The sequence below is a fragment of the Brucella sp. NBRC 113783 genome, assembly GCF_040372265.1.
Taxonomy (GTDB): Bacteria; Pseudomonadota; Alphaproteobacteria; order Rhizobiales; family Rhizobiaceae; genus Brucella; species Brucella teleogrylli.
In genome coordinates, this window is the sequence record NZ_BAABRX010000002.1 from 1011998 (window position 1) to 1027949 (window position 15952).

The window sequence follows — 15952 nt, forward strand, 5'->3', positions numbered from 1 at the left end:
CCGCGCAGCTGCGCGGTGAATAAAGATATGAAAAAGCCGAAACAAATACTCCGCCTTCGTAAGAGAGCGGAGTTTTTGGCTTTAAGGAACGGTGAAAAGCGGCGTGGCCCGCTGTTTCTTCTCGAAGTCAGCGTGCGGACGGAAGAGGAATCGGCAGCCGCCAAAATTGGCGACAAGCCCCGCGCCGGCTTCACCGTCACCAAGAAGAACGGCAACGCCGTGATACGAAATCGCATCCGCCGCAGGCTGAGAGAAGCGGTACGTTGTCACGCAGGGCGTGACATGGCGCCTTCGACCGACTATGTGATCGTAGCGCGCGAGCAAGCTCTCACTGCGCCCTTTTCGCGACTGACCGATGAACTCACCCGCCGCATCAAGGCGAAGGGCGAGCGGAAAGGCGAAGGGAAACGCCGAACGGAAAGACCGGAATCAGGACCCGTCAATGGAAAATAAACGCAATTTCTTCATCACCATTGCCCTGTCCATCCTCATACTGACGCTGTGGCAAGTGTTTTATCTGGGTCCGAAAACGGAAGCCCAGCGGGAGCAGGCACGCATTGAGGAGCAGCAGCGGCAGGCCCAGCAGGCAGCCCAGGGTGGCCAGGCAGGCAACGGTGCGGGCGATACGCCACAGGCGCCAGCCGCTTCGGGCACAATTCCCGGCCATGGTGATGTGGCAGCCGCAGGCGGCACGCTGACCCGCGAAGCCGCAATCGCTCAGACTGAGCGCGTTCAGATCGACACGCCTTCGCTGCGCGGTTCGATCAACCTGACCGGCGCGCGTCTCGACGATCTCTTCCTCAAAAATTATCACGAAACCGTCGACAACAATTCTCCGAATATCGAACTGCTCGCGCCATCGGCGCTGAAGCAGGGCTATTTCGTTGAGCTCGGCTTCACCGGCAATGACACGACCGGCCCGGTTCCGGGTCCGAACACGGTCTGGTCCGTGGAAGGCAACAACAAGCTGACTCCATCCACGCCGGTCACGCTGAGCTATACCAACGAGAAGAACATCACCTTCAAGCGCGTCATCTCGGTTGACGACGCCTATATGTTCTCCGTTGACGACACGATCACAAACAATACCGGCGCACCGATTTCGCTGGCCTCTTATGGCCGCGTAACCCGCTTCAACCAGCCGGAACATGCCAGCGCTACCTATGTTCTGCATGAAGGCCTGATCGGCGTTATGGGTCAGGACGGCCTACAGGAAATCAAATATTCCAAGGTCGAAGACGACAAGGACATCTCGTTCAAGGACGTCATGGGCGGCTGGCTCGGCATCACCGACAAGTATTGGGCTGCAACGCTCGTACCGCCGCAGGACGAAAAGTTCACCGGCCGCTTCTCGCACTTCACCAATGATCGCCCGCGCTACCAGACCGATTTCCTCGGCGCGCCGATGACCATTGAGGCCGGCCAGTCGCATTTGCTGAAGAACCAGGTCTTCGCCGGTGCAAAGGTCGTCACGCAGATTCAGGCTTACGAAAAGCAGCTCAGCATCAAGCAGTTCGAACTGCTGATCGACTGGGGCTGGTTCTACTTCATCACCAAGCCGATGTTCTACCTCATCGACTGGATCTACAAGTTCTCGGGCAATTTCGGCGTCGCCATTCTGGTTGTCACCGTTCTGCTCAAGGGCCTGTTCTTCCCGCTCGCCAACAAGTCGTACAAGTCGATGGCGCGCATGAAGCTGGTTCAGCCGAAGATGACGGAAATCCGCGAGAAATACGCGGACGACAAGATGAAGCAGCAGCAGGAAATGATGCGGCTCTACAAGGAAGAGAAGATCAATCCGCTTGCAGGCTGCTGGCCGGTGCTGGTGCAGATTCCGGTGTTCTTCGCCTTGTATAAGGTTCTCTACGTCACCATCGAAATGCGCCATGCGCCGTTCTTTGGCTGGATTCAGGATCTTGCAGCGCCCGATCCGACATCGCTCTTCAACCTGTTCGGCCTTCTGCCTTTCGCAGTACCGCACTTCCTGATGATCGGCGTCTGGCCGCTGCTGATGGGCATCACAATGTTCCTGCAGATGCGCATGAACCCGACGCCGCCAGACCCGACGCAGGCTGCGATCTTCACCTGGATGCCGATTATCTTCACCTTCATGCTGGCTTCGTTCCCGGCTGGTCTCGTGATCTACTGGGCATGGAACAACCTGCTCTCGATCACCCAGCAGGGCATCATCATGAAGCGTCAGGGCGTCAAGATCGAGCTTTGGGACAATCTGAGGGACCTCTTCAAGCGAAAGCCGAAAGAGGCCAAAAAGTAAAATCTGAAAAACCCCGCTTAGGCGGGGTTTTTTATGCCGTCATGTTGACAATGCGGCCCATACCATTGATGCGTGTCACTGACAGAATAAAGCGACCAGGATAAGAACATTGAGCGAGCAGGATAAGAAGCAGGCGGCAATCAATGCGGCTCAGGCAGCGGCAGATGCGACCCGCGCGGCGCAGGCGGCACTGGTCGAGCAAGGCCGTGCGCTGTTCAAGAAGTCATGGATCTTCATCCGTGGCGTGCCGTCGATGCAATTCCTGCCGCCGGAAGGTCCGGTGGAGATCGCCTTTGCGGGACGCTCCAATGTCGGCAAGTCATCGCTGATCAATGCTCTGGTCAACAAGAAGGGCCTTGCGCGCACGTCCAATACGCCGGGCCGCACGCAGGAACTGAACTATTTCGTGCCGGACGGTTATTCCGGCGAAAACGGCGACCTGCCGCCGCTCGCCCTCGTGGATATGCCGGGCTACGGATTTGCCGAAGCGCCAAAAGCCCATGTCGATGCCTGGACGCGACTCGTTTTCGACTATCTGCGCGGACGTACCACACTGAAGCGCGTCTATGTGCTGATCGATGCGCGCCACGGCATTAAGAAGAACGACGCCGAAGTGCTTGACCTTCTCGACAAGGCCGCCGTGTCCTATCAGATTGTGCTGACCAAGATCGACAAGATCAAACCGGCAGGCGTGCCGCGCCTGATGGCGGATACGCACAAGCTCACCTTCCGTCGTGCAGCCTGCTTCCCCGGCATTATCGCCACCTCGTCGGAAAAGGGCCTCGGCCTCGACGATTTGCGCGCAGCTGTGGCTCTGGTGATCAAAGAGTCATGATTTCAGCCTGACCTGTCCTCAGAGAGGACAGGTTTCCGGCAGGTTGTTCAGTCCCTGATTGCGGCGCTCGAACTGTACATTGGTCTTTGCCCCGTCGCGGGTAATGCGCAGCACATAGATGCTGTCAAAATCGTCGCCCGACCATTTGGGCACGCTATGCTTGTCGCCGCTGTTCTCCTTGACGATGTCGCGCACCAGCTTGACGATCTGCTTATGCTCCCAGCCAACCAGAACAGTTGCATTGCGATAGGCAGGCGCTTCCAGCGCTTCTTCCAGCTTGTCGATATCTTCGAAACCGAAGCGCGTATCCACCGGCAGGCCAAGCGAAATCGCGGTCGGTTCGACCGTGGCGAGCGGACGCACATAGGCATAGGTTCCGCCCTTGTCGTCCTTCTCCTCCGACGGATTGGGCGCGAAAATCGCAGCCGGTTTGCCGAACTGTTTTGCGATGATCGCGGGCAGTTTCAGCGCGCGATTCAGTCCACGGCAGCTTAGCTGGCCCAACCCGTTTTCCGGCTTTTCGCCGTGTCTAACAAAGACCACGGTTTGAGTGGAGGATGCCGCCATCGCAAAATTCTGGGCGGCATTGAGGGCAAGGAGTGACCCCACAGCGGTCAAAATAAACCGGCGCATCGAAACAACTTTCTTCATGGAACCGTGAAACTATAAAATCATATTTTGGATAGAACATAGGCACATACATAAGAAGCCGTTTCCAGCAAACTATTCGTGAAAAATAAGCAGCGAGACCGTTTTCGCGGATTCCATTTGAATCAAAACCGGTCTAGAAAAGCCTGCCTCTTCTGCCCTGTCGCCAGCCATGGAGCCCGCGATGACGACCCTTGATAATCCCGAAATGCAAGCACAACTCCTCTCCGCCGCCCTGCCCTATATGCAGCGCTACGAGAACAAGCATGTCGTCGTGAAATATGGCGGCCACGCCATGGGCAATCCGGAGCTCGGCAAGGCCTTTGCTCGCGATATCGCGCTTTTGAAGCAATCGGGCATCAACCCGATTGTGGTGCATGGCGGCGGCCCACAGATTCAGGCCATGCTAACCAAGCTTGGCATCGAATCCCGTTTTGAGGGCGGCCTGCGCGTCACCGACGAAAAGACCGTCGAAGTGGTGGAAATGGTTCTGGCCGGTTCCATCAACAAGGAAATCGTCGCTCTGATCAATGCCGAAGGCGAATGGGCCATCGGCCTGTGCGGCAAGGACGGTAACATGGTCTTCGCGCAGAAGGCGCACAAGACCGTCATCGACCCCGATTCCAATATCGAGAAAGTGCTTGATCTGGGCTTTGTCGGCGAGCCGGCGGAAGTCGACCGCACCCTGCTCGATCTTCTGGCGCGTTCCGAAATGATCCCGGTCATCGCACCGGTCGCTCCGGGCCGTGACGGCCATACCTACAACATCAATGCCGACACTTTTGCAGGCGCTATCGCAGGCGCGCTGGCCGCAACCCGTCTTCTGTTCCTGACCGACGTTCCCGGCGTGCTGGACAAGGACAAGAAGCTGATCAAGGAACTCTCCGTTGCCGATGCGCAGGCGCTCATCAAGGACGGCACGATTTCCGGTGGCATGATCCCGAAGGTCGAAACCTGCATCGAAGCAATCCGCCGTGGCGTGGAAGGCGTTGTCATCCTGAATGGCAAGACGCCGCATTCCGTCCTGCTGGAACTCTTCACCGAACATGGTGCCGGCACGCTCATCGTGCCATAAAGACCCATGACCAATAGTTCCAATCCTTCGGCCTTCACCCCAGCCTTTGAGCACGTCACTGACTGGGTGTTCGACCTCGACAACACGCTCTATCCCCACGCCGCCAATCTATTCTCGCAGATCGACGTGAAGATGACGAGCTATGTCGAAAACCTGCTGCAATTGCCACGCGAGGAAGCTCGCCGCATCCAGAAACAGTTCTATCTCGACTATGGCACCACGCTGAAAGGCCTGATGGAATGCCACCAGATCGACCCGGACGACTTTCTGCAAAAGGTTCACGATATCGACTATAGCTGGCTGAAGCCCGATCCGGCGCTCGGCGAAGCGATCAAGTCGCTGCCGGGCCGTCGCTTCATCTTCACCAATGGCGATCGCGGCCATGCGGAACGCGCGGCGCGCCAGCTCGGCATTCTGGATAATTTCGACGATATCTTCGACATTGTCGCTGCGGGGCTGATGCCAAAACCCGAGCGCGTCACCTATGACCGCTTCCTCGGCGCTTTCGGCATCAATGCCAGCAAGGCCGTGATGTTCGAGGATCTGGCGCGCAATCTCGTCGTGCCGAAAGCGCTTGGCATGAAAACCGTCCTGGTGGTGCCGAACAATTTTGAGCCAACCTTCTCGGAAATATGGGAAAGCGACCCGGAATTTACCGATCAGGTCGATTATGTGACGGATAACCTGACCCAATTTCTGGAACAAATTATTGCAGGCAGATAGGCATTTTACCGGCCTCGAAAAATCAATCGATGCGGCGGCCCACCGCGTCCTCGACCGGCTGCCGCGCAATCACCTGACCGACGGGCTGATCGAATTTCTGGTCTTCGGGCTGAAACAGGCATGGGCATGCCTGTTCGGCGGTGCCATGCTCGGCCTTATCATCCTCACCCGCTGGCTTTGGCCGGAAAGCGGCATCGGCGGTATCGCCAATATCGTCACCCGCTATGACTTTCTGTTCCTTTCCGCTGTCGCCATCCAGCTTGCCATGCTGGTCTTCAAGCTGGAGGCATGGGAGGAAGCCAAGGTCATCCTGATTTTCCACGTTGTCGGCACGGCGATGGAAGTGTTCAAGACCCATGCGGGTTCATGGGTCTATCCTGAAGAAAACTTCTTCCGTATTGGCGGCGTACCGCTGTTTTCAGGCTTCATGTATGCGGCGGTCGGCTCCTATATGGCGCGCATCAACCGTATCTTCGATATCAGACTGAACCATTATCCGCCGCTCTGGACAACGCTGGTGCTGGCAGCCGCGATCTACGTCAATTTCTTCGCCCATCATTTCATCTGGGATATTCGCTGGCCGCTGTTTGCGCTGACATTCGCCTTGTTCTGGCGCACCAGCATGCATTATCGCGTGTTTCGTTTTCGGCACAAAATGCCTCTGCTCGTCGCGTTCCTGCTGACCTCGTTCTTCATCTGGTTTGCGGAAAATATCGGCACATGGTCGAAGGCCTGGCTCTACCCCAACCAGCATAATGGCTGGGTGCCGGTTTCGCTCGGCAAGCTCGGCTCATGGTATCTTTTGATGATCATCTCGGTCGTGCTGGTCACGCTCGTTCATCACCCTCGCCCCTATCAGGAAGAGGAGGACGCCCGGTCTCCCGTTCCGGAAAAGGCGGAAGCATAGCCCCTGCCTCCCGGTTAGAATCTGCCCGTAACATCGATGTTCGCACCATAGGCCATATCCCGGTTTACGGTGCGCGCGAGATAAGGCGTCACGCCCACACTCAAAACCTCGCTGAACGCATAGGATAAAGTGGTCGACAGGCTGCCACGCGTATGCGCCACATCAGCATCGAAGCTGAGCGCCCCGATATATTCGGCACTTGCCGTCACGCTCGGATCATCATGCGCGATGTCTTGTTCGATCTCTGCATTGATCAGCCACCGCACCTTGTCGCTCAACGGCATGGCATAGTTTGCCCCGAGATAGACCGCAGTGCGGCGCGACTTCACATTCGAATAGGTGAACGGGAAATAAGCGTTGGTTTCCGTATAATCGTCCATCTTCAGATCGCTGTGACGCAGCCCGGCATAATAGCCGAAGACGGAACCGCTGGAGAGTTCGTGCGACCGCCCGGCTTCCAGCGACGCGCCCCAGCCTTTGATCGTGCTCTCGCCCATGCCAGCCTCGGTATAGTCCAGCATCTGGCGCGTGCGCTCGACATCGTAGCGACTGGCGGCAACGGAACCTTGCAGATACCAGTGGCCCGTCGTCGTCGGCGCACGCCAGCGGGCATAGAAACCGCCGCCAATATTGTCATTATCCCGGTCGAAACTATCCGGCATATCGCGCCAGAAGGAGTGCGCCACAGTGATGCCTGCCAGAAAATTATCGGTAAAGGCATGCGCCATGGAAATCCAGCCGAGTGCATCGGTCGTCTCGCCTGAACGTCCGATATCCGCTGAAAGCGAGTAGCAGCTCTCTCCCGCCTTCGCGACGTCGCAAGAACGCTGCAACCGCCCCAGTTTTCCACGCTGCGATTCCATCACCGAAAATGTATCCCCGGCCAGCGCAGCAACAGTTTTCGTCGTGTTGGTCACATCGACGGCGACCGATTGTATCGGCGGCGGCGACCCGGTTCCTGTACCCGGGACCTCCTGTTCGGGACTTCCCGCACCGGTCTCTGGCGCAGGCGTTTCGATAACTGGTGGCGGAGGATTTTGCCCATCGGGCGGCGATCCCGGTTGAGAGCCGGACCCGGTTTCCGACCCCGGGGTCTCCGGCTCGGTTCCGCCCGAACCCGGCTCCGGTGTTGGCGTTCCGGTAACAGGCGGCGGCCCCGTCTCGCCCGGGTCTGGATCGGGCTTTGGTGTCGTCACCGGCGGAGACGAAATCAGCAGTTTCCAGACTGCCGCATGCGACACTCCGGATGCCAGCGTCGAGGTGCCCACCACGACCGTGCCATCAGCCGACATGGCCATGGCCGTCGACGACACACCGCCAAGTGTGCCGAGATCGGTTGGTACGGTGGCGCCATTCGCCCAGTAAACCGCGTGGGAATTGCCCTTCCTTGTGGTCGAAGACCCGACGATGATTGAACCGTCAGCCGAGATAGACGCAACGTCGGATGAATACCCGCCGAGCGTGCCAAGATCGGTCGGCGTGGTCGCGCCGTTCCGCCAGGATACCGCACGGAATTCGCCGAACTCATTGTTGGATACGCCCGCAAGCACGGAACCGTCAGCTGACAGGGTGAGAACATCAGAATAGTAGCCGCCAAGCGTGCCGAGATCAGACGGCGACAAGGCACCATCAGTCCATGACGCGGCGTGGAGTTCTCCGTTGCCCGTCTCCGACTGTCCTGCGATGACGCGCCCGTTCGCAGATACGACATTTGCGGTCGACGTTGCACCACCAAGCGTTCCCAAATCGGTCGGCGTCAGCGCCCCGTTCATCCAGGACACGGCATGAGAAACATTGGGCGCATATTCCGCATAACCGACAATTACCATCCCATCGGCGGAAACGGCCTTGGCATAGGATGTGTTGTTGTTGAGCGTTCCAAGATCGACTGGAGATGTTACACCGTTCGTCCACTTCACCGCCCGGTTCTTGCCGGCAGACGTTGTGGAATTGCCGACAATGATGCTGCCGTCAGCGGACAAGGCAACAGCATCTGAAAAATCGCCCCCCAGCGTTCCAAGGTCGGTGGCCATTGTCGCGCCATCCGCCCACGACACAGCGTGTTGCGCAGCGCCAATCGTCGCCCGCCCGATAATGAATGTGCCATCCGCCGAGACGGCATTGACGACGGAATTGCTGCCGCCCGTCACAGAAAGGACGGTCGGCGTGGCGATCCCCCCGGCCCACGATACCGCCGAAATGCCACCGGATGTCTGCGCCCTGCCCGCTATGACCGCCCCATTCGCAGATACGGCAGTGGCGAAGGCATCGCCAGCAAGTGCACCGAAATCAAGCGGCAGACCCGATTGTTTCACATCAGCGGCATGCGCCGGGCAAACAAAGACCATCATCCCGAGCAGCAACCCGGAAACATTCTTAAGGATCGCTTTCATAGCGACCTCTTAAATAAAAATAGGATATATTACGGGAATAGATCTTTTAATTATAATATTAGAATACATGATACCCCTCACAAAACCATGTATTTTTATTATAAATATATTTTTAACTCCGGCAATATCAATTGTTCCATATTAGAACATATGATTATTATTTATAATTACTTTTAAATAATATACACATCTACGGCAGCATTCTTTCATTACAAAAAGGCCCAACCTGAAAACAGATCGGGCCTTCTATTTGCCTTAAAACTCTGTCTAACCTTCGATCAGAGCTTGTAAAAATCCTTGATTTGCTCCCAGGCTTCGTCCGCCGTTTCGACAAAATTCAGAAGCTCGATATCGGCTGGCGAGATTGTACCCTGCTCGGCCAGAAATTCGATATTGATCGCCTTGGTCCAGAACTCCTTGCCGAACAGGATCAGCGGCATGCGTTCCATACGGTTGGTCTGGATCAGCGTCATCGCCTCGAATAGTTCGTCCATTGTGCCAAAGCCGCCCGGAAACACGCAGATCGCCTTTGCGCGCATCAGGAAGTGCATCTTGCGGATCGCGAAATAATGGAAGTTGAAGCAGAGCTCCGGCGTCACATAAGGGTTCGGTGCCTGTTCATGCGGCAGCACGATATTGAGGCCGATGGTCGGTGCACCGACATCGGCGGCACCACGATTGCCTGCTTCCATCACGCCCGGTCCGCCGCCCGTCACCACGATGAATTCGCGATAATAGGTCGTGGCCGAATATTCTGAGCAAATCCGCGCGAATTTACGCGCTTCCTCATAATAATGAGAATTGGCTTCGAGATTCTTCTTCTGCACCTCGTTCTTCGCCGCCCATGCCTCGCCGCCCGGCTCTGGGATGCGCGCGCCGCCGAACATCACCACCGTCGATTTGATGCCGCGGTCGGCAAGGATCAGCTCCGGCTTGAGCAGTTCAAGTTGCAGGCGCACCGGGCGCAGGTCACGGCGCGTCAAAAAATCGTCGTCCGTGAAAGCAAGGCGATAGGCAGGCGCTTCCGTCTGGGGCGTTTGCGGTACGGTTTTTGCCTGCTTGATCGCTTCCTCGGAATTCGGGAAAGGCGTCCAGCCAGACTTCTCCATCGGGTTCATGCTTCTCACCTGCTCCTTAAAACCTGTTACCATACTCATTCTCAGGCCAAATGTTTAATCTGTCTCAAACATGTCGGACATTGTTCGAGAATGAGATCAAGAGCGCGCAATTGCGCCGTGATCATGATTGACCCATTTGGCGCCTTCGCTTAATCACTTTCATGACAATCGGCCGGATCACTTACCGGCCTGCCATCCGCTGCCCATTCACGGAGACTGCACCCCATGACCAAGCCAGACCTCGCCTCCCTCGAAAAGACCATCGACAAGGCTTTTGACGAGCGCGACGGTATCAGCACGGCAACCCGTGGCGAAATCCGCGATGCCGTCGAACAGTCGCTTATCCTGCTCGATCGCGGCGAGGCCCGTGTCGCAGAAAAACAGGCGGACGGCAACTGGCAAGTCAACCAATGGCTGAAGAAAGCAGTATTGCTCTCCTTCCGTCTCAACCCGATGGAAGTCATCAAGGGAGGCCCCGGCCAGTCTTCCTGGTGGGACAAGGTGCCGTCCAAGTTCGACGGCTGGACTGCCAACGAATTCGAGAAGGCCGGTTTCCGCGCCGTGCCGAACTGCGTCGTGCGCCACTCGGCCTATATCGCGCCGAACGCCATCCTGATGCCGTCTTTCGTCAATCTCGGCGCTTATGTCGATGAAGGCACCATGGTCGACACCTGGGCGACCGTCGGCTCCTGTGCGCAGATCGGCAAGAATGTGCATCTTTCCGGCGGCGTCGGCATTGGCGGCGTTCTGGAACCGATGCAGGCCGGACCGACCATCATCGAAGACAATTGCTTCATCGGCGCGCGTTCGGAAGTCGTGGAAGGCTGCATCGTGCGCGAAGGTTCGGTGCTCGGCATGGGCGTCTTCATCGGCAAATCGACCAAGATCGTCGACCGTGCGACCGGCGAAGTCTTCTATGGCGAAGTCCCGCCTTATTCGGTCGTCGTCGCAGGCACCATGCCCGGCAAGAACGTACCCGGTGAAAACTGGGGCCCGAGCCTCTATTGCGCCGTGATCGTCAAGCGCGTCGATGAAAAGACCCGCTCGAAGACCTCGATCAATGAATTGCTGCGCGACTGATGCGCGACTAATACAAAGCAAAAAGGCGAAGCTGGTGCTTCGCCTTTTTCATTCCAGCATTTGCGCTTCAAGATGGGTCGCCCCTTCGGATGGCGCAAAGCCTCTGGTCCGGGCCGTGGTCCGGGGAGGCCTCGCAGCCATCCTCCGGGGAGATTGCTAAGCTACCGGGGCATTAATTTTCATAGCTGGAAGGCGAAGCATCACCGAAGCGGTTGGCCGAACCATCATGATAAACCGGAGTCGACTGGCGAATGGTCGCCGTTGCGGTGTAATCGACATCACCCTTCGTGCCGAAGAGCGGACCCGTATTCGGGGTCTTGAAGGCCTTCTCCTGAATAACCTGAGATTCCGGCATGCCGACATAAGGATTTTCGGCATAGGCTGCACCAGCGCTTAGAGCGACAGCAAGGGCGGCAAGAGCGAGCTTTTTCATTTTCCTATTCCTTCGCATCATGTTGTCCCATCATCGGCATCTGGCCGTTCGAAGCCTTGTTTCAGGCAACAGGGACTTTCAAGTTGGACTAAGCCTTCGAGGCTTTCCCTCCCGGTGTCCGGCAGATCTTCAAAACCTGCACCGGCGACACCTTTGGGACGACATGCAAAGCGGGTGTTTTGAAAGATCCCGCTCCATCAGAACCGGGCGGGCTATAGTTCCGGAGAGCCATTAGCCCTGGTTGGCATCGCCAAAACGATTGGCAGAACCATCGCGATAAACCGGAGCACTGATCGCTGCGGGCGCGGTATAATCAACGGACTGCGACGCGACCGGGGTACGGTCATTTGCATAGAGATTTTCAGGTTCGCCTACGCGTGGGTTTTCAGCGAAAGCAGCACCGGCACTCAGGGCAAGGGCAGCAGCGGTAAGAACAAGCTTCTTCATTTTCTATCTCCTAACAAAATGGAGCGGCGTATGAATTCGTCGTTCCGATACATCCCAAATGGGTAACAATGGGGAAAAGTTCCAGTCACGAAAATTTTAAAAACTTCACAGATTTGTGCACATCGCCTGCCACAATCGTTGCAATTAATACAAAAAAAATAATTAAAAACAAAATGATGGATTACGATTTCTCCATCACGGCCGTGTTACAGCCCTTAATTTGTTCACCAATCTCGAACAGTGTGTTTGAGGTTATTGTATAATAAACGTGAACAATGAGCGATTTTTAATGGAGCAAGGCCTTATCCTGCCGCATCAGACCGGTTCGTGCAAATGCTCCCAATCTTCAACGGGTCCGGTAAAAAGACGCCTCAATCCACCGCAAACCCCGCAAACAAAAAGCCGCATCAAAGATGCGGCCTTCAGCGATGGCTCTCATTGCGAGAGGCTCAGCGAGCTCTCCGGCAACGTTCAATTATTGGCAACGGCAACCGAACGTCCGGCGATGGAAACCCACTGGCCGGAATTGGAAGGCGACTGCATCTTGATATAACGATAGGACGTCTTCTCGAGCGGCAGAACCTCGTCACGCATATTGTCGAGAATATAATCGCCATGATCGGTGCGGGCGGTCAGCACGATATGCGCCTCGCTACCCTGCACCATGGTAATCAGAAGCTGCGAGGCGCTGATGCCGCGCGCCATCAGTTGCGCGCGCTTCATCAGAACATAATCCTCGCAATCGCCCTTGCCGTTGACCGGCATGGTCCAGTAGTCGCGCTTGCCGTAATTATCCTGATCGGAAACCGGCTTGATACGGTGATTGACGGAGCTGCTTACGCTTTGCAAAAGCTTCAGGCGCTGCGGTGTCAGCTGCATCGGGGGCAATACACTATGGCTGCGGCAATCGCGTGGATTGCGCCCGCAATAGTCTTTGTGTCCGTAAGGGATGCTTGTCAGTCCGCCCGCTTCACTCCACTGTGCAGCCTTGGCTGGAACCATCGTTGCTCCGAAGAGCGCCATCATGCCTGCTACAGTTGTGGTGATTAAACGCATACACAGTTTCCCATTTTGAAAAAAGTTCCCGCTGACCGGCCCGTTTCCCGGGTCTCGTTATCAACTCTTTTTTAACTAACGATGACAGGGGCCATCCGGTCAAGGAAATTTCGTTCCCAAATTGCAACCAAGTTGGAAAAGCGCGTGAAGAGCGAATTTTCTGCCATGGTCAGAACCAAGGTTTGTGGTTCCATCCGTACGCATCCCGATCTAGTCTCACACAACAGACGATTCTTGAGTAAGAAGCCGACATCATGAGCCTTTCAGTCAATCCCGCCGAAAATCTTGCCGCCCTGATCCGCTGCCCATCCGTAACGCCTGCCGAAGGCGGCGCGCTGACGGCGCTCGAAGCGATGCTGAAGCCATTGGGCTTTTCCGTCGAGCGCCCCGTCTTCAGCGAAGAGGGCACGCCCGACATCGAAAATCTCTATGCGCGCAAATCCGGCAACGGACCGCATCTGATGTTTGCCGGTCATACGGATGTGGTGCCGCCCGGCGATGAAAGCGACTGGAAGCACCCGCCCTTCTCAGCCGCCATCGAAGACGGCATCATGTATGGGCGCGGCGCTGTAGACATGAAAGGCGGCGTTGCCTGCTTTGTGGCAGCCGTCGCGCGGCACATCGAAAAGCACGGCAACCTCAAGGGCAGCGTCTCCTTCCTGATCACCGGTGACGAAGAAGGCCCGGCAGTCAATGGAACGGTGAAACTGCTCGACTGGGCAAAGCAACGCGGCGAAAGCTGGGACGCATCCATCGTCGGCGAACCGACCAATCCCAACACGCTTGGCGATATGATCAAGATCGGTCGTCGCGGTTCGCTTTCCGGCACGATCACCGTTCAGGGCGTGCAGGGCCATGCGGCCTATCCGCATCTGGCGGAAAATCCGGTGCGCGGCATCACCACGCTGGTGGACAGCCTGCTTTATCCGGCCTTCGATCAGGGCACGGCGGATTTTCAGGCCAGCAATCTGGAAGTCACCACCATTGATGTTGGCAACAAGGCCACCAATGTCATTCCGAACAAGGCAACGGCTTCGTTCAATATCCGTTTCAACGACACATGGACCGCAGAAAGCCTGCAGGCCGAAATCAGCGCTCGCCTCGCAAAGGCAGCGCGCGACAATCGCCTGCGTCCGGGCCGCGACACGCCGATCAGCTATGAGCTGACATGGCGCGAGAGCCCAAGCCATGTGTTCCTGACCCGCGATGAAAAGCTGATCGGCACGCTGACCGCTTCCGTCGAGGCCGTGACTGGCAAGCGACCGGAACTGTCGACGTCCGGCGGCACGTCCGATGCGCGCTTCATCAAGGATTATTGCCCGGTGGTGGAGTTCGGCCTTGTCGGCCAGACCATGCATATGGTCGATGAACGTGTGGCCCTTGCCGACCTCGAAGGACTGACACAGATTTATGAGCGCTTCATCGCTGACTTCTTTGGGTAAATAAGGTTCTTCATGCCGAGCCTGGACGATATTTTCAGATATTTTCGGGGCGTCTGGAAAATGATGCTCGGTCGCCGCGACGGTCTCGATTATCTCGATATAACCGCCGAGGGGTTCTGGTCTTCGTTTTTCGCAATAGCGGTGGCTCTGCCGCCGCTTTTTGCCAGCTGGGTGGCCTATGCCGCCGACCTCACCGCCGGACGCGAGGAAGCGGGCATCCGCTTTGCCATCGTGCTGCGGGCCGCCTTCGTCGATGTGGCGGCGTGGGTGGTGCCACTGGCCATCATCGGCATGCTGGCCAAGCGGATCGGTATCGTCAAACGCTATGCGGCCTATGTGATTGCCACCAACTGGGGCAGCGCGCTGCTGGCCTGGATCTTTGCACCGATCACGCTGCTACAGCTGTTTTTTCCCGGGCGCTTCGATGTGGCGACGCTGTTCGCGCTGATCATGTTCGGCGCTTCGATTGTGCTGAGCTATCGGCTGACCCACGTGGCGCTACAACGCCAGCACGCGTTTGTCGCGCCATTCTTCGCCTGCGTCTTCTTCGGGTCGCTGTTCCTTACCGTGCTGCTTCAGCAGATTTTCGGCATCGGCTTCGACCCGCATGCTTATTAGAGCATTTCCAGCAAAAGTGCGAAGCGCCTACGCGGGGAAATCAGTTCACTGGACTGATTTCTGATCCCGCTTCGATACGCAGGATAATGCGTAAAAACAAATAGATAGAGCGGTTCCACGATACCGTTTTAACGGAACCGCTCTAAAACGGAAAAGCGTAATCGACGCCGATCAGATAGAGACCGTAAGGTGGCGCGACCTGTCCGCAGGCCTTGCGGTCTCTTGCTTCAAGCGCCGCCTGCAAATCATCCGCCGTCCAGCGACCGACGCCCACTTCCATCAGGCTGCCCGCGAAGGATCGCACCTGATTATGCAGGAAAGAGCGCGCCGAAACGCGCATTTCGATGATCTCGCCATGGCGCGTGATGTCGAGCCGATCAAGCGTCTTGACCGGGCTTTTGGCCTGGCATTGCGTAGCACGAAACGTGGTGAAATCATGCTCGCCCAGAAGCAGCTGCGCTGCTTCATGCATCGCCTCGTGGTCGAGGCGTTTTTGCACCCACCAGGCGCGCTGATAATCGACGGCCAGCGGGGCACGACGATTGTGGAAGCGATAGAGATAATGTCGTCCCTGCGCGGAAAAACGCGCATCGAAACTCTCGGTCGTCTTCTCGACATTGAGGATGCTTACGCGCTCATTGGCCATGACCAGATGCGCATTGACCGCATCGCGCACCTTGCCCGCGCCCCAATCCTTCGTCAGATCGACATGCGCAACCTGCGCCGTCGCGTGAACGCCCGCATCGGTGCGGCCCGCAGCACTTAACGCCAGATCTTCACCGCAGAATTTCTTGAACGCCTGCTCAATAGCGCCCTGAACCGTGTGGCCGTTTTCCTGACGCTGCCAGCCCGCATAGGGCGTGCCGTCATATTCGACCAGAAGTCTGTAGCGCGGCACGGGC

16 protein-coding genes are annotated in these 15952 nt (G+C 56.9%); 9 read left to right on the forward strand and 7 right to left on the reverse strand.

What is annotated here, in order from left to right:
* Positions 1–27: 27 nt before the first annotated feature.
* The 3 genes from rnpA (at position 28) to yihA (ending at position 3110) form a co-directional block, all read left to right on the forward strand.
* Positions 28–453 carry a ribonuclease P protein component gene (gene rnpA / locus ABWW11_RS10165; protein ID WP_109369632.1) on the forward strand — a complete coding sequence of 142 codons (426 nt, stop codon included), beginning with the start codon at positions 28–30 and terminating at the stop codon, positions 451–453.
* On the forward strand, positions 443–2275 hold the full coding sequence (gene yidC / locus ABWW11_RS10170; protein ID WP_109369633.1) for a membrane protein insertase YidC: 1833 nt from the start codon (positions 443–445) through the stop codon (positions 2273–2275). Before rnpA ends, yidC begins: the two co-directional genes overlap by 11 nt.
* Positions 2276–2465: 190 nt before the next feature.
* Complete coding sequence (gene yihA / locus ABWW11_RS10175) at positions 2466–3110, forward strand: ribosome biogenesis GTP-binding protein YihA/YsxC (protein ID WP_235858999.1); 645 nt, start codon at positions 2466–2468, stop codon at positions 3108–3110.
* An 18-nt stretch (positions 3111–3128) separates the two neighbouring features.
* Here the strand turns inward: yihA and ABWW11_RS10180 are convergent, their stop codons facing one another.
* Positions 3129–3743, reverse strand: a complete 615-nt coding sequence (locus ABWW11_RS10180) for a hypothetical protein (RefSeq protein WP_109369635.1) — start codon at positions 3741–3743, stop codon at positions 3129–3131.
* Between the two features lie 199 nt (positions 3744–3942).
* Between ABWW11_RS10180 and argB the strand changes: the two genes are divergently transcribed.
* From argB to ABWW11_RS10195, 3 genes are read left to right on the forward strand one after another with little or no spacing between them, the layout of a single operon-like run.
* Complete coding sequence (argB, locus tag ABWW11_RS10185) at positions 3943–4833, forward strand: acetylglutamate kinase (RefSeq protein ID WP_109369636.1); 891 nt, start codon at positions 3943–3945, stop codon at positions 4831–4833.
* A gap of 6 nt (positions 4834–4839) precedes the next feature.
* Complete coding sequence (locus ABWW11_RS10190; protein WP_109369637.1) at positions 4840–5556, forward strand: pyrimidine 5'-nucleotidase; 717 nt, start codon at positions 4840–4842, stop codon at positions 5554–5556.
* Positions 5543–6463, forward strand: a complete 921-nt coding sequence (locus tag ABWW11_RS10195) for a DUF817 domain-containing protein (RefSeq protein ID WP_109369638.1) — start codon at positions 5543–5545, stop codon at positions 6461–6463. Before ABWW11_RS10190 ends, ABWW11_RS10195 begins: the two co-directional genes overlap by 14 nt.
* A 14-nt stretch (positions 6464–6477) precedes the next feature.
* On the opposite strand, the gene ABWW11_RS10200 is transcribed toward ABWW11_RS10195, so the two are convergent.
* Both ABWW11_RS10200 and ABWW11_RS10205 read right to left on the reverse strand, forming a co-directional pair.
* The gene (locus tag ABWW11_RS10200; protein WP_319081077.1) at positions 6478–8856 is read right to left on the reverse strand and encodes an autotransporter domain-containing protein; all 2379 of its coding nucleotides are present in this window, start codon (positions 8854–8856) and stop codon (positions 6478–6480) included.
* A 278-nt stretch (positions 8857–9134) separates the two neighbouring features.
* Positions 9135–9974: an LOG family protein gene (locus tag ABWW11_RS10205; RefSeq protein WP_109369641.1), complete on the reverse strand. Its 840-nt coding sequence runs from the start codon at positions 9972–9974 to the stop codon at positions 9135–9137.
* A 225-nt stretch (positions 9975–10199) separates the two neighbouring features.
* Between ABWW11_RS10205 and dapD the strand changes: the two genes are divergently transcribed.
* Positions 10200–11054 (forward strand): 2,3,4,5-tetrahydropyridine-2,6-dicarboxylate N-succinyltransferase, encoded by an 855-nt coding sequence (dapD, locus tag ABWW11_RS10210; RefSeq protein ID WP_109369642.1) that lies wholly within the window; start codon positions 10200–10202, stop codon positions 11052–11054.
* A gap of 172 nt (positions 11055–11226) precedes the next feature.
* Here dapD and ABWW11_RS10215 read toward each other — a convergent pair whose 3' ends face one another.
* The 3 genes from ABWW11_RS10215 to ABWW11_RS10225 form a co-directional block, all read right to left on the reverse strand.
* The gene (locus tag ABWW11_RS10215) at positions 11227–11487 is read right to left on the reverse strand and encodes a hypothetical protein (protein WP_109369643.1); all 261 of its coding nucleotides are present in this window, start codon (positions 11485–11487) and stop codon (positions 11227–11229) included.
* A gap of 231 nt (positions 11488–11718) precedes the next feature.
* A complete protein-coding gene (locus ABWW11_RS10220; protein ID WP_109369644.1) occupies positions 11719–11934 on the reverse strand; it encodes a hypothetical protein in 216 nt (71 codons plus the stop codon).
* A 471-nt stretch (positions 11935–12405) separates the two neighbouring features.
* Complete coding sequence (locus ABWW11_RS10225) at positions 12406–12957, reverse strand: transglutaminase-like cysteine peptidase (protein WP_109370293.1); 552 nt, start codon at positions 12955–12957, stop codon at positions 12406–12408.
* Between the two features lie 287 nt (positions 12958–13244).
* Here ABWW11_RS10225 and dapE point away from each other — a divergent pair, with 287 nt between their 5' ends.
* Together dapE and ABWW11_RS10235 are read left to right on the forward strand one after the other, a co-directional pair.
* Positions 13245–14432 (forward strand): succinyl-diaminopimelate desuccinylase, encoded by a 1188-nt coding sequence (gene dapE, locus ABWW11_RS10230; RefSeq protein WP_109369645.1) that lies wholly within the window; start codon positions 13245–13247, stop codon positions 14430–14432.
* Positions 14433–14444: 12 nt separating this feature from the next.
* Positions 14445–15050: a hypothetical protein gene (locus ABWW11_RS10235; protein WP_121538866.1), complete on the forward strand. Its 606-nt coding sequence runs from the start codon at positions 14445–14447 to the stop codon at positions 15048–15050.
* Positions 15051–15192: 142 nt separating this feature from the next.
* Here ABWW11_RS10235 and truA read toward each other — a convergent pair whose 3' ends face one another.
* Positions 15193–15948 (reverse strand): tRNA pseudouridine(38-40) synthase TruA, encoded by a 756-nt coding sequence (truA, locus tag ABWW11_RS10240; RefSeq protein ID WP_109369647.1) that lies wholly within the window; start codon positions 15946–15948, stop codon positions 15193–15195.
* Between the last annotated feature and the right edge of the window lie 4 nt (positions 15949–15952).

Coding starts and splice junctions, on each gene's coding strand:
- ABWW11_RS10205 (WP_109369641.1), bottom strand. CDS start 9,974: ATGAACCCGATGGAGAAGTCTGGCTGGACGCCTTTCCCGAATTCCGAG.
- dapE (WP_109369645.1), top strand. CDS start 13,245: ATGAGCCTTTCAGTCAATCCCGCCGAAAATCTTGCCGCCCTGATCCGC.
- ABWW11_RS10220 (WP_109369644.1), bottom strand. CDS start 11,934: ATGAAGAAGCTTGTTCTTACCGCTGCTGCCCTTGCCCTGAGTGCCGGT.
- ABWW11_RS10215 (WP_109369643.1), bottom strand. CDS start 11,487: ATGAAAAAGCTCGCTCTTGCCGCCCTTGCTGTCGCTCTAAGCGCTGGT.
- ABWW11_RS10225 (WP_109370293.1), bottom strand. CDS start 12,957: ATGGCGCTCTTCGGAGCAACGATGGTTCCAGCCAAGGCTGCACAGTGG.
- ABWW11_RS10180 (WP_109369635.1), bottom strand. CDS start 3,743: ATGCGCCGGTTTATTTTGACCGCTGTGGGGTCACTCCTTGCCCTCAAT.
- ABWW11_RS10200 (WP_319081077.1), bottom strand. CDS start 8,856: ATGAAAGCGATCCTTAAGAATGTTTCCGGGTTGCTGCTCGGGATGATG.
- yidC (WP_109369633.1), top strand. CDS start 443: ATGGAAAATAAACGCAATTTCTTCATCACCATTGCCCTGTCCATCCTC.
- argB (WP_109369636.1), top strand. CDS start 3,943: ATGACGACCCTTGATAATCCCGAAATGCAAGCACAACTCCTCTCCGCC.
- ABWW11_RS10235 (WP_121538866.1), top strand. CDS start 14,445: ATGCCGAGCCTGGACGATATTTTCAGATATTTTCGGGGCGTCTGGAAA.
- dapD (WP_109369642.1), top strand. CDS start 10,200: ATGACCAAGCCAGACCTCGCCTCCCTCGAAAAGACCATCGACAAGGCT.
- rnpA (WP_109369632.1), top strand. CDS start 28: ATGAAAAAGCCGAAACAAATACTCCGCCTTCGTAAGAGAGCGGAGTTT.
- ABWW11_RS10190 (WP_109369637.1), top strand. CDS start 4,840: ATGACCAATAGTTCCAATCCTTCGGCCTTCACCCCAGCCTTTGAGCAC.